Source organism: uncultured Williamsia sp. (genome assembly GCF_947494875.1).
Lineage (GTDB): Bacteria > Actinomycetota > Actinomycetes > Mycobacteriales > Mycobacteriaceae > Williamsia_A.
On sequence record NZ_CANLWM010000003.1, the window covers coordinates 186,558 to 199,177 of the forward strand.

Here is a 12,620-nt window from a genome sequence, read left to right on the forward strand (position 1 = left end):
CACCTAGGGTGTCCATCGGTGTCAACGAGGCGGGTTCGTGCCGCCTGTCGGTCAGGTCTGGAGTGCCTGCTGCTCTGCTGCTCCGACCTCGCCGGAGCCCAGCGCCCAGCGGATGGCCGTGGTCATCGCGATGCCACCGGCACGGACGGCGGTCGCCTCGGTCACCGGGAGGTAAGGCAGGCGCAGAGGGAACCGTGTCCACCACGGCATCATCGACACCGCGACGGACGACAGCAGGCCGTACGCCGGCCGTAGGGCGATCGGGATCGGCGGGGTCAGCAGGATGAACCGGGCCGTGCGCCGGGCAGCCGTGGTCCCCCGCAACTCGTGACGGTAGGACAAGAGCGCGGCGTCGAGCTCGGCCACCGACTCGGGTACGTCCGTGGCGCCCAGGCCCCGTGCGACAAACGCGGTCTGGCGGACGTACTCGTCCCGGCCCGCCGCGTCGAGCGGATGCGCACCGTACCGATCGTGCGCGCGCAGGAAGCTGTCGATCTCCGCCACGTGCACCCAGCGGAGCAGGTGGGGGTCGGACGCTGCGTACGGTCGCCCGTCCGGAGCGACCCCGGTGATCCGCTTGTGCACCGCGCGGACGATCCGGATGGCGCGGTCCGCATCCTCGATGGTCCCGAAGGTCGTCTCCGCGAGGAACGTGCTGGTCCTCTGCAGGCGACCCCACGGGTCACCGCGATACCCCGAGTGTTCGTCCACGGCGGCCATGGCCAACGGGTGCAACGACTGCAGCAGCAGAGCGCGCATGCCGCCGACGAACATCGCTGCGTCGCTGTGCACCCGGTAGATCGCGGAGCTTGGCGCAAAGCGGCGCGGACCGGGAGTCAGGTGGATCCGATCGCGACGCGCGGGTCCCTCGTCGCCGGCGACGCGGTCGAAGATCATCTCGCCGACACGCTGCTGGACCGATCCGAACGGGGTCATCCATCCAGTCTGCGCCTCCTCCGCGTGGGCCCGACTTCCTCACGACCCCATCGCCGCGCCGACGACAGCGGGACGACAGCGCCTGACAGGGCGACGACAGCGGCGCTTTCTAGCGTCCTGACTCGAACCCCGACCCGAGAGGAGACACCATGAGTCTCGCCCCGGCCGCGTCCCCCGAGACCGCCACCCGTACCTACACGTCGCTGTCCGCGGCGTGGATCCCCCTCGCCGCGCTCTGCCTCGCGTTCTTCGTCGAGATGGTCGACAACACATTGCTGTCCATCGCCCTGCCGACCATCGGTCGCGCCTTGGGCGGCGGCACCACCGACCTGCAGTGGGTCACCGGTGCCTACTCGCTCACCTTCGGTGGGTTGTTGCTCACCGCCGGTTCCGTCGCCGATCGGTTCGGTCGGCGTCGTGTGCTGTTGGTGGGTCTCGCCGCGTTCGGTCTGATCAGCCTGATGGTGCTCGCCGTCGACTCGACGGGCGAGTTGATCGCGTTGCGAGCAGCGCTCGGCGTGGCCGCCGCCGCGATGGCCCCGATCACGAACTCGCTCGTCTTCCGGCTCTTCGATGACAAGACGCTGCGCATGCGCGCGATGACCGTGATGATCACCGTCGGCATGGCCGGCTTCGTCCTCGGGCCCCTGCTCGGAGGAACCGCACTGGCGCACGTCCGGTGGGAGTGGCTCCTCGTCGTCAACGCCCCCATCGCGCTGATCGCCGGTCTCGGCGTGCGCTACGGCGTCACCGCGGACAGCCGTGACGGTCTCACTGCCGACAGGCTGGATTTCCCCGGGGCTCTGCTCAGCATCGTCGCGATCGGGCTGGCGTGCTGGTCGCTGACGAGCGGCGTCGACAACGGCTGGACGGCGCCGATCACCGTGCTGTCGATCGTCGGTGCGATCTCCACCGCCGTCGCGTTCGGATGGCACGAACGGCGCAGTGCAACACCGATGCTCGATCTCACGCTCTTCTCGAACGGCACCGTACGCGGCGCCGCGATCGCGCAAGTCGGCACGTCGATCGCGATGGCCGCTGTGATGTTCGGCCTCATCCTGCACTTCCAGTACGCCTACGGGTGGAGTCCGGTACGCGCCGGACTGGCCAACCTCCCCATCATCGTGACGATGCTGCTCGCGTCACCGCTCTCGGAGAAGCTCGTCGCGCGGTTCGGGCACCGGATCGCCTGCCTGATCGGAGCCGGCTTCCTTGCGGCGTCTCTGGCGGGACTGTCGTGGGGTGTGTCCCACGGCTATGCGGTGATCGCCGCGTCGATGGTCCTGATGACCATCGGGCTGCGGACCGTGATGACCATCTGCGCCGTCGCGCTCGTCGACGCGATGCCCGCCAACCGCACGTCGATGGGCACGGCGCTCAACGACACCGCCCAGGAGGTCGGGACCAGCGTCGGTACCGCCGTCGTCGGAACCGCCATCGCGGTACTCGTGACCGCGCAACTGCCGCCCGGCACATGGAGTTCGACGCTCGTCGACGCGTTCTACCACGGCGAGCGCATCACCTACGCGGTGCTGGCCGTCGTGGTCGGCGTCATCGCTGCCGTCGGGGCGCTCACCCTCACCGACTCGCGCACTGTCGAGGAGTGACCGCCCCGGCGGCCTACGATTCGCCTACCGGCGAACGAGTTTCACGATGAACAGCAGGATGACCGCCCCCAGCAGGGCGGTGAGGAACGTGAAGAACCATCCTCCACTTGCGGTGTCGAACGCGAAGCTGAGCAGGAATCCGCCGAGGAACGCGCCGATCACACCGACGACGATGTTGAGGCCGATCCCCATCTGCTTGTCGGTGCCCATGATCTTGCTGGCGATCCACCCGGCGAGACCGCCGATGATGATGTAGCCGATGATGCCGACGCTGGTGGTGGTGGTCGATCGCGCGGCCAAGACCTCGACTGCTGCTGCGGTGGTGCTCATGAAGGGAACGTCCTTTGCGTGACGGTCGCACGCCTGCATGGCTCGAGGCAGGCACGCGGGTGAAATGTACGGTTTGCTCCGCATGATCTACCCGGTGTGCGGCCGCGTGAAACGTCGTCCGATGGTCCCGGTGCGCGCGAACGCGCGGGCCGTCAGTCGTGCCTGTCGGCGGTGTGGTGGGGCGCGAGGTCGGTCGGCGCCGCCAGGTGGGCCATCTCGTCGCGCCGACGGCGTGTGACGGCGATGATCCGGATGCCCACCACGCTGATGACGACGGCTGCGACGACGGTCCCGATCGTGATCGGCGTGCTCTGTGCCGCGGTGATGCCTTCGGTGAGCAGCCAGGCTGCGAAGGCGAGGAACAGGGCTGCGGCGCCGAGGGCGATGGTGCGTTCGGGCAGTTTCTTGCCCAGTGCCATGCCGACGACGATGGCCAGTGCGTCGGCGAGGACCATGCCGACGGTGGAGCCGATCCAGACGCCGAGCCAGTTGTGGTCGGTGGACAGGGTGATGGTGGCGAGCATGGTCTTGTCGCCGAGTTCGGCGAGGAAGAACGACGACATGACGGCCAGCAGCACCGAGGTGCTGGTGCGGGAGGCCTTGTTCTGTTCGTCGGCGTCGAGTTCGTCACCGCGGATGGTCCAGATCGCGAAGACGAGCATCGCGAGGCCACCGACGATCGAGATGAGGTCGGTCGGGATCGACAGGCCCAGGAAGTGGCCGACGACGACGGAGACGGCGTGTACGGCGGTGGTGGCGATGGTGATGCCGGCGAGCACGACCCACCAGCGGTAGCGCAGGGCGTAGGTCATCGCCATCAGCTGAGACTTGTCGCCGAGTTCGGCGACGAAGACGACGCCGAAACTGATCAGCAGGGCGGTGAACATGAGATGAGGTTAGGAAACCCTTACGGTAAGTGCAACAGTTCCTCATTCCGTACAAACCGCTGCGCAGGCTCGGAAGAAATGAGTTCGGAGAACCGAACTCGGCGGTGTCCGCAGGTCAGGCGTCAGAGTTGCGCCGTCGCGAGGAGGAGATCCTCGGCTGCGGCGGTGGCCTCCGGCACCGAGGTCGCGATGCGGACCCGGGCGTCGAGCCGGTCGTCGCGAGGCGCGGGTGCGGCTGCGGTCCCGTGACGATCGGGCGGATCCAGGGCCGCATCCGGGTCGATCACGACCCAGCCGGTGCCGTCCCCGGCCCGCAGGCGCATGAGTCCGATCAGCAGCCGCCGGGACACCTCGTCCACGGTCCCGACGCGACTCATGTCGAACACGACGACATCCGCGCGGTCGCCCAGCGATTCGACCCGGCGGACGACGCTCTCCACCCCGGAGAAGGTGAGGTCGCCCTGCAGTTGCAGGACGCGGATGCGGTCACGATGGGCGCGCAGGAACCCTGCCTCGCGGGCGGTACGGTCTCGGGTGCTCGGTTCCCACTCCCGACCGTCGAAGACGGATCGGATGGTCACCCTGCTCTCGCGAGCGACTGTGAACATGTGGAGGCCGAGATCGTCGGACAACAGACGGCATGCACGCACGCCGCGCACCGAGTTGCCGTGCTGGTCCAGGCGTGGCGAGAACACGCCGATACCCAGCTGCCCCGGAAGCACCGCCAGGATGCCGCCGCCGACGCCGCTCTTCGCGGGCAGGCCGACCGTCGTCACCCAGTCCCCCGCGCCGTCGTACATGCCGCACGTCGTCATCACGCTCAGGACGCGTCGCACCACGTCGCCCTCGATCATCCGTCGACCGGTCCGGGGATTGACTCCCCCGTTGGCGAACGTCGACCCGATGACGGCCAGGTCGTCGGTGGTCACGCGGATCGAGCACTGTCGCACATAGAGATCCACCGCTGCCTGAGGGTGGGAGGGGAAGACACCGAAACTCTCCAGCATGTACGCGATCGCGCGGTTGCGTGAGCCGGTGGCCATCTCCGAGCGGTAGACGGCGTCGTCCATGGACAGTCGTCGGCCCGCGCACCCCGAGTAGAAGTCGAGGATGCGGGCGAACGCGGCGTCGAGGTGCGGTGCCCACTCCTCGCGTGAGGTCGGCCGATCCGGCAGGGTCTCAGGCCTAATGAGCAGAGCCGCCGCGGTGAGGGCGCCGGCGTTGATCATGGGGTTGCGCGGGTGCCGCGACGACGTGTCGACGCTGACCTCGTTGAACGCCTCACCCGACGGTTCCACGCCGATGTGGGAGTCGACGAGCTGCACCCCGTACTCGGCCAACACCAGCGCGTAGGTCAACGCTTTCGAGATCGACTGGATCGTGAACTCGGTGGTCGTGTCGCCGGCCGAATAGATGTGTCCGTCATGGACCACCAACGACAGCGCGAACCGGTCCGGGTCGACGGAGGCGAGCTCCGGGATGTAGTCGGCGACAGCACCCTCGTGGAGAGGGACGCAGCCGGACTCGATCCGTGCGAGGTACTGCTCGACCACCGATGTCACAGCCGCCATCACAGCAGACCGACCGCGTCGTCGGGTGTCTCAGGGTGCGTGGCGTCGGCCCTGCCGCGTAGCCACGGCGCGGCCGAGGACGGGCTCGAGCAGTCCGGGTGCGCTGTCCACGACATGAGGGATGGCGTTCACGATCGCCTGCGCGGTGAACGACAACGACGGGACCGACTTCTCGTCGGGGCCCTGGTCGAAACACATCTGCAGTCGCAAGCTGGGTCGGCCGACGATGCGATGCACCATGGCCGCGTCGCCCTCGGGGGCGGGCCAGGCGTCGGGCCAGGGAGTGGTCGAGACGGTCGCGAAGTACTGGACCGACACGACCGGCTCTCCGCCGACCACGCCGGCGAGCTGCCACCGATGCCCGTTGACGGTTCCCTGCGGGATCGTCTCCAGTGCGGTGGGCTGGTCCGTGGTGGCGAGGATCGTCTCCCAATCCAGCTCGACGGAGTCGAGCTGGACGCCGAGGATGTCGGCCACGTATCGGACGACGGGCTCCCAGTCGTGACGCACCTTGCCCGAGGCGATCCGGGCGGGCACGTGGCCGTCGGGTTTCCCGAACCCCATGGACTCGTGGAGGACGTCCCACAGCGGGTACGCCCGATCCATCCCGACCGCGTATTCGTCCATCCGGTACGAGTCGACGCGTCCGGCTCCCGCGAAGAGGGTGACCGGCAGGTGCATGCTGACCACGCCGGGCTCACACCCCGAGGCGTAGAAGGTGGAACCACCCTCGTCGCAGGCCGCGGCGAGCTGTTCGCGGTACTGAACGGGCGCGGCGGGCGGGTAGACCATGGGGATGGTCGCGATGGTGACGACGTTGATCCCCGCCCGCAGAAGTGTGGCGATCTCGTCGTAGGCCTCGTCCTCACGGCCGACGGCAGATCGGCAGTAGCAGAAGCAGTCCGGCTTCGCGGCGAGGACGGCGTCGAAGTCGTCGGAGGCTGTGACGCCGGTGTCCGGGAGGCCACACAGGCTGCCGGCGTCACGGCCGACCTTGCGCGCGGACGACACCACGAGCCCGGTCAGGTCGAGGTCCGGGTCCGTGATGAGTCCACGCAGCGCCTCGCGCCCGGTGATCCCGGTTCCGGCGTGCACCACCGAGTAGTTCATGTCGTCGAATTCCCTTGTCTCCGTGTGTCAGCGCCGTTGGATGAGTCGGATCGCCTCACCGCGGCTCAGCGGGCTCTGCTGGAAGATGCCGCGCACGGCGGAGGTGGTGGTGCTCGCGCCGGGTTTGCGGATGCCGCGCATCGCCATGCACAGGTGCTCGGCCTCGATCACCACGATCACCCCGCGCGGCTCGAGCTTGCGGACCAGGGCGTCGGCGATCTGCGTGGTCAACCGCTCCTGCACCTGCGGGCGCTTGGCGTACAGGTCCACCACCCGCGCCAGCTTCGACAACCCGGTCACCTGACCCGTGGCGCCCGGGATGTACCCGACGTGCGCCACGCCGTGGAACGACACCAGATGGTGCTCACAGGTCGAGTACATCGGGATGTCCTTGACCAGCACCAACTCGTCGTGCCCGACGTCGAACGTCGTGGCGAGGACCTCGTCGGGATCCACCCAGAGGCCGGCGAACATCTCCTTGTAGGCACGCGCCACCCGCGCGGGCGTGTCCTTCAACCCGTCGCGCTCGGGGTCCTCCCCCATCGCGAGCAACAGTTCGCGGACCGCGGCCTCGGCACGAGGCTGGTCGAACCCGCCGACGGCCGACTGATCGCGCGCGTCGGTCGTCGTCACTGCCCACCGTCCTCCCGGGACGGTCCCGCCCCGTTGTGCGCGCCGGACGACCATCACGCCGCCACGAGAGCGCTTACCGTAACACTTACAGTAGGCGGCCCTCGGTGGGGTCGGACCCGTCAGATGTCGTCCGGAGCAGGTCGTCGACGACGTCCTCGACCGGCCGGGTCGCGTCGATGACGGTGGACCTGCTCGGCCACCTGTCGGGTTCCCGATGGAGTCGGAGGACGAGGTCGCGTTCGCCGGGTGTCGCCCCGAACTCGGTGGCGGGGCGGCTCTCCAGTCGGCGCCACAGGGTCGTCTCGTCGATCTGCAGCACGACGATCTCGTCGAACACGTCGAGGACCTCGTCGAGGTTCCGGGCGTCACCGCAGACGACGACGATGTCGCCGTCGTCGGCGACGGCGAGGTCACGCGCTCGGGTCACGTCCCACAGGTGATGCCAGTGGGGCGGCCGCGCGGTCACCGACGTCGGCAGCCGCTCACCCGTCTGCGGGTCACCCTGGTAGGCGAGGTCGCGATCGCCGTCGACGGTCCGGACGCCGCGTCGTTCGAGCTCGCGGCGAACCGTCGACTTGCCCGTGCACGAGCCGCCGGTGACCAGGATTATTCGACCCGCCACGGGGTGCTCAGAGGTAGCGACCGACAGCCCAGGCGCGGGCAGCGTCGGGTCCGACGACGTCGACCTCGGCGCCGTCGGCGTACAGCGTCGTCTGCACGACGACACCGGTCTCGATCGCCTCGTCCCACGCGCGGATCACGCCCTCGCCCCACGGCCTGTGCGGCAGGAGGTCGTCGATGACCAGGACGGTCTCACCGTCGGAGAGACGTGCCATGTTGCGGATGTCGGCACTCGCCACCTCATAGGTGTGGCCACCGTCGACGAAGACGAGGTCGAACGTCTCGCCCGGGTGCGCGTCCGCGTACTCCGGCACGGTCGACAGTGAGTCACCGATGATCAAGGTGTGCCGACCGGGGAAGTCCGCGTCGATCTGGGCCTTCGCCCTCGAGCCGTATGCGTGCTCGCCCAGGTCGAAGGACGTGACGGTGACATCGGGATGTGCGCTGAGGAAGGCGTGGGTGGAGAAGCCGGCGTTGAAACCGATCTCGACGACCCGACGGATACCCGGCGCCTCGGCCAGGGTCCTCAGCGCGGCGAGTTCGGTCTCGCTCGCCGAGCCCTCGACGTACTGCCCGTTCGCGCGGGCGTCGTCGACGATGTCCTGCAACTGCTGAAAGCCCATGTGCCCCATCCTGAGACCGAGAGGCACCTCGTCGGCCTCGACCGAATGATCTTATGACCGAGACCCGCGTACGCTGCGATCGCACTGATCGGCCTGCAGTCCTCGGGCGAACGATTCGGCTTCCGGCTCGTCTCGCTACTCCGGTGTGGTGGTCCGAGAGACGGAACCGCGCGCGCTCACGTCGTCAATCGTCACCGTGCATCGGTGTCCGCGGACCCAGTCGATCGTGCACTCATCTCTGCGTCCAGTCGCAGCAGGCCGGGGCCGTCGCCCGCGATCATGCCGACGCGCCCCACAATCTCGTCGACTTTTGCCTCTTCTTCCAGCTGTTCGGTGAGAAACCACGTCAGCAGGGGTCGCGAGTCCAGATCGTCGGTGGCCTCGGATTGGCGGTACAGCGACCGAATCGCGGTCGAGACCCGCTCCTCGTGGGCACGTGCCGTCTCGAAGCACTCGAGCACACTGGAAACCGACACGCTGGGCGACGGAATCGTGCCGATCACGGCATGGTTCCCGCGGTCGGTGAGGTGGTCGATGAACTTCTCGGCATGCCGGTTCTCCTCTTCCGCCTGACGTCTGAGCCAGGTGGCCATGCCCCGGAGGTCGCGCATGTCCATCTCGATGGCGAGCTGACGGTAGACGACAGCCGACTCGAGTTCCAGTGTGATCTGGGCATTGAAGTCGGCTTCGAGTGCCGTGCTCATCCTCATGGATCGCGAGCGTAGTCGTATGACGCACGGACAGTGACCTTTCCCGAAACCACAACAGTAAGACCATTGGGGACGGGGACGAGGATTCCGCCGGCCGTCGACGGAGGGAATGGTCGGCACCCTTCCTAGTGCGTCTGCGCGTCGACGCGAGGACTCACCTGCGTACCCAGCAGTTCGATGCCCTGCAGCATCGCGTCGTGCGGCAGCTTGGTGTTGGTCATCTGCACGGTGAGTCGCGCGAGGCCACCCAGGTCATCGGAGACGCGCGCGATCTTCTCCGCGACGGTCTGCGGTGATCCGACGAACATCGCCCCGTGCGGACCGGCCATCGCGTCGAACTCGGCGCGTCCGGGCGCCCCGAACCCGCGTTCCCGACCGATCCGGCCGAACAGGTCGGCCCACCCTGGGTAGGCCGCCGCGACCGCCTCGTCGTCGGTGTCGGCGACGAGGCCGGGCGCGTGCACCCCGACCGGCAGCTGCGACGGATCGAAGCCCGACCGCTCGCCCGCCTGCCGGTAGAGATCCACGAGCGGACGGAAGCGACGGGGCTCACCACCGATGATCGCGACCATCAGCGGCAGGCCGAGCATGCCCGCGCGGACGAAGGACTCGGGGCTGCCACCGACACCCAGCCACATCGGGATCGGGTCCTGCACCGGCCGCGGGTGGACACCCTGACCGCTCAGCGACGGTCGGTGCGGACCACTCCACGTGACCGACCCGGGGTTCTCGCGGATCCGGAGCAGGAGGTCGAGTTTGGCGGCGAAGAGGGAGTCGTAGTCCTGCAGGTCGAGCCCGAACAGCGGGAACGCCTCGGTGAACGACCCTCGGCCGACGACCATCTCGGCCCGTCCCCCGGAGATCAGGTCGATGGTGGCGAACTGCTGGTGCAGCCGCACGGGGTCGTCGGCGGACAGCACCGACACCGCACTCGTCAGCCGGATGCGCTCCGTTCGCGCCGCGGCGGCACCCAGGAGGATCGTCGGCGCCGAGTCGTAGAACTCGGCGCGGTGATGCTCACCGATCCCGTAGACGTCGACGCCCGACCGGTCGGCGAGCTCGACCTCCTCGAGCAGGTGGGCCACCCGCTGACGGGCTCCGATCTCGCGGCCGGTGTCGTACTCGACGACGGCCGACACGAAGTTGTCGATGCCGATCTGCACCCGCTCAGTCCGTCTCGTCGTCGTGGTCGTCGAGCTCACGGGTGGCCATCCCGCCACTGCCACCGTGGTCGGCGGGACCCGGTGCCGGCTGCTCACGCTTGTCGTCGTCGTCCTGATGGTCGGTCGTGTCGTCGGTCATCAGACCATTGTGTCCGCGACGGAGGACCCGGGGCCGGATCGCGCCGCCCGGCGGCAGCGCGCGACCGTCGTCTCGATCACCGCGGCGAGTTCGTCGACGACGGTGTCGCGGTCCATGTCGCCGGACGCCGCGGCGGCTGCGAGGGCCTCGGCTGCTCCGAGCATCCCGGTGAGCGCCGCCGGCGTGAGCGTCGCACCGTTGCGAGCACCGCCCAGGACGGTGGTGAGCTGCTCGGCGTACGCGAGGTCGGAACGTCGCTTGAACTGGGCGAGTTCCGGTGTCCCCTCCAGCGCGGCGGCCACGCCGACGAGTTCGCGCCCCTGGGTCACGACGCAGTCGACGAACGACGCCGCGATGGCACGCGCACGACCGCGAACGCTCGAACCCGCCCGCGTGACGGCGGCCGCGAGTGCTGCGTTCTGGCGTTCGTCGTACTCCTCGAACAAGGCCACGAGCAATGCGTCTCTCGACGGGAAGTGGCTGTAGACAACCGGTTTGGTGATCCCTGCGGCCGTCGCCAGACGGCCGAGCGTCAGATCGTCAGCGCCGTGGTCGCGGACGATCGACCATGCGATCGCCACCAGCTGATCGAACCGATCCTGACGCGCCATGCGTTCACGGGCCACCGGCCGCACCTGCGATTCTGTGTACCATCGGTAACCTACTATTGGTAACTTACCCACACGGTAGTCGCAGAAGGGACCGTCCGTCATGACCGCTCTCGTCGTCGTAGCCCATCCCGACCGGGACTCCCTGACCCACCATGCGGCCGAGCGGATCCGCGCCGCTCTGCGGGATCGCGGTGTGAGCGCGGAGATCGCCGACCTCTGGGCCGAGGGGTTCGACCCTCGGTTCTCGCCGGCCGACAGGCGCCGTTACGCAGAGGACGCCCCGCTGCCCGACGACGTGCGGGCCGAGCAGGATCGCCTCGACGGGGTCGACGACCTGGTCCTGGTGTTCCCCGTCTACTGGTGGTCGATGCCGGCGTTGCTGAAGGGCTGGGTCGACCGCGTGTTCATCCGCGGCTGGGCGTTCGACGATCGTGTCTCGCCGTTCAGGGCCATGTTGGGCCACCTCACCGTCCATCTCGTGATGCTGGCGGACGACGACGCCGACGGGTTCCGCCGGCGCGGTTACGACACCGCGATGTCGACGCAGATCGAGACGGGGGTGCTCGGCTACTGCGGCGCTGTCACCGGGGTGGTCGCCACCGTCCACGGATCGGAGACCGCGACCGACGTCGCGTCGCGGACACAGGAGATCGCCGACGCCATCGGGCGCCACGCCCGGTCGGACGCCGCCGATCTCGCGCTGCGCTGAGGTGACGGCGTAGCGTCGTCCGCGATGTGGATCGGATGGATAGAGGTCGATTTCCTGCTCGGTGACGTGCACTCCCTCAAGGAGAAGCGGTCGGTGGTGCGTCCCGTGGTCTCCGAGATGCGACGGCGGTTCGCGGTCTCGGCCGCTGAGGTCGACCATCTCGATCTGCACCGCCGTACCACGGTCGGCGCGTCGGTGGTCGCCCCCGACAGCGCGCACATCACCGAGATCCTCGACCAGATCGAACGGCATGCGGCGAGTCGCCCCGAACTGCAGCTGCTCTCGGTACGTCGTCGGCTTGTCCGCGCCGACGAGATCTGACATCGACCCGAGACGAGGAACGCCCGCCCCCGCGATCGGTGGGGACGGGCGTGCGACGCGTGGCGTCAGGCCGTGGCTGCGGCGGCGAGACGTCCGAGGGTGTCCTGGAGCTGCTGTTCGGTGACCAAAGGGAAGCCGACCTGTTCGAGCAGCTTCTTGTCCTCCACCTTCGACCAGTCGTAGGTGTGGCGCACCAGGGTCTCGTTCGGGCCCTGGGACTCCAACTCCCACACCCACTCCCATCCGGGGGGCTCGGTGCCGGCCGGCGCCGTCTTCCACGCGAGCAGCTTGTCCTTGGCGTAGCCGGTGACGTGGTTGTCGGTCTGGTACTGGCCGCCCATGTGGGCGCCCTCCATGTTCATGGTGAACACGTCACCGACCTTCTGGATGCGGTCGGCGTGGTCGACGCCGCGGATGAACCCCGCTCCGTCGAGTTCCTGATGACGGTCCGGGTTGGAGAGGACGTCGAATATCGCGTCCACGGGTGCCTCGATGGTGCGTTCGACGGTGACGTGCGTGGTGTCGGTCATGGAACCCACCCTGCCCGCGATTGCGACAGGCGGCAATCACGTCGGCCGGACCGGGCGATGTGGACCGCCGAGAACGCGTGATGTAGATCACACGGCCCTTCTTCGTGCTGAACCGCACG

At 68.4% G+C, this 12,620-nt stretch carries 16 protein-coding genes; 3 read left to right on the plus strand and 13 right to left on the minus strand.

What is annotated here, in order from left to right:
• Positions 1-51 precede the first annotated feature (51 nt).
• On the minus strand, positions 52-936 hold the full coding sequence (locus Q1A98_RS09080; protein WP_299572285.1) for an oxygenase MpaB family protein: 885 nt from the start codon (positions 934-936) through the stop codon (positions 52-54).
• Positions 937-1,085: 149 nt separating this feature from the next.
• On the opposite strand from Q1A98_RS09080, the gene Q1A98_RS09085 reads away from it, so the two are divergent.
• Positions 1,086-2,543 carry an MFS transporter gene (locus Q1A98_RS09085; RefSeq protein WP_299572287.1) on the plus strand — a complete coding sequence of 486 codons (1,458 nt, stop codon included), beginning with the start codon at positions 1,086-1,088 and terminating at the stop codon, positions 2,541-2,543.
• Between the two features lie 24 nt (positions 2,544-2,567).
• Here the strand turns inward: Q1A98_RS09085 and Q1A98_RS09090 are convergent, their stop codons facing one another.
• The 11 genes from Q1A98_RS09090 to Q1A98_RS09140 form a co-directional block, all read right to left on the minus strand.
• A complete protein-coding gene (locus Q1A98_RS09090) occupies positions 2,568-2,873 on the minus strand; it encodes a GlsB/YeaQ/YmgE family stress response membrane protein (protein WP_299572289.1) in 306 nt (101 codons plus the stop codon).
• 152 nt (positions 2,874-3,025) lie between these two features.
• Positions 3,026-3,760, minus strand: coding sequence for a TMEM165/GDT1 family protein (locus Q1A98_RS09095; protein WP_299572292.1), 735 nt, complete (start codon positions 3,758-3,760; stop codon positions 3,026-3,028).
• A gap of 122 nt (positions 3,761-3,882) precedes the next feature.
• On the minus strand, positions 3,883-5,331 hold the full coding sequence (glsA, locus tag Q1A98_RS09100; RefSeq protein ID WP_299572295.1) for a glutaminase A: 1,449 nt from the start codon (positions 5,329-5,331) through the stop codon (positions 3,883-3,885).
• 30 nt (positions 5,332-5,361) lie between these two features.
• The gene (locus Q1A98_RS09105; RefSeq protein WP_299572298.1) at positions 5,362-6,441 is read right to left on the minus strand and encodes a dihydrodipicolinate reductase; all 1,080 of its coding nucleotides are present in this window, start codon (positions 6,439-6,441) and stop codon (positions 5,362-5,364) included.
• A gap of 27 nt (positions 6,442-6,468) precedes the next feature.
• The gene (gene folE, locus Q1A98_RS09110; protein WP_299572300.1) at positions 6,469-7,074 is read right to left on the minus strand and encodes a GTP cyclohydrolase I FolE; all 606 of its coding nucleotides are present in this window, start codon (positions 7,072-7,074) and stop codon (positions 6,469-6,471) included.
• Between the two features lie 85 nt (positions 7,075-7,159).
• Positions 7,160-7,696, minus strand: a complete 537-nt coding sequence (locus Q1A98_RS09115) for an AAA family ATPase (RefSeq protein WP_299572302.1) — start codon at positions 7,694-7,696, stop codon at positions 7,160-7,162.
• 7 nt (positions 7,697-7,703) lie between these two features.
• Entirely contained in the window at positions 7,704-8,318 is a 615-nt protein-coding gene (locus Q1A98_RS09120) for a class I SAM-dependent methyltransferase (protein ID WP_299572304.1), read from the minus strand.
• Positions 8,319-8,509: 191 nt separating this feature from the next.
• Complete coding sequence (locus Q1A98_RS09125; RefSeq protein WP_366943403.1) at positions 8,510-9,022, minus strand: ferritin; 513 nt, start codon at positions 9,020-9,022, stop codon at positions 8,510-8,512.
• A 131-nt stretch (positions 9,023-9,153) separates the two neighbouring features.
• Positions 9,154-10,191, minus strand: coding sequence for an LLM class flavin-dependent oxidoreductase (locus Q1A98_RS09130; RefSeq protein ID WP_299572308.1), 1,038 nt, complete (start codon positions 10,189-10,191; stop codon positions 9,154-9,156).
• A gap of 4 nt (positions 10,192-10,195) precedes the next feature.
• Positions 10,196-10,330, minus strand: a complete 135-nt coding sequence (locus Q1A98_RS09135; protein ID WP_299572310.1) for a hypothetical protein — start codon at positions 10,328-10,330, stop codon at positions 10,196-10,198.
• Positions 10,330-10,956 carry a TetR/AcrR family transcriptional regulator gene (locus tag Q1A98_RS09140; protein WP_299572312.1) on the minus strand — a complete coding sequence of 209 codons (627 nt, stop codon included), beginning with the start codon at positions 10,954-10,956 and terminating at the stop codon, positions 10,330-10,332. The genes Q1A98_RS09135 and Q1A98_RS09140 overlap by 1 nt, the downstream gene beginning before the upstream one ends.
• Before the next feature lie 85 nt (positions 10,957-11,041).
• Here Q1A98_RS09140 and Q1A98_RS09145 point away from each other — a divergent pair, with 85 nt between their 5' ends.
• Complete coding sequence (locus tag Q1A98_RS09145) at positions 11,042-11,650, plus strand: NAD(P)H-dependent oxidoreductase (protein WP_299572314.1); 609 nt, start codon at positions 11,042-11,044, stop codon at positions 11,648-11,650.
• Positions 11,651-11,674: 24 nt separating this feature from the next.
• A complete protein-coding gene (locus tag Q1A98_RS09150) occupies positions 11,675-11,971 on the plus strand; it encodes a DUF503 domain-containing protein (RefSeq protein ID WP_299572316.1) in 297 nt (98 codons plus the stop codon).
• Between the two features lie 65 nt (positions 11,972-12,036).
• Here Q1A98_RS09150 and Q1A98_RS09155 read toward each other — a convergent pair whose 3' ends face one another.
• The gene (locus Q1A98_RS09155) at positions 12,037-12,501 is read right to left on the minus strand and encodes an SRPBCC family protein (RefSeq protein ID WP_299572317.1); all 465 of its coding nucleotides are present in this window, start codon (positions 12,499-12,501) and stop codon (positions 12,037-12,039) included.
• Between the last annotated feature and the right edge of the window lie 119 nt (positions 12,502-12,620).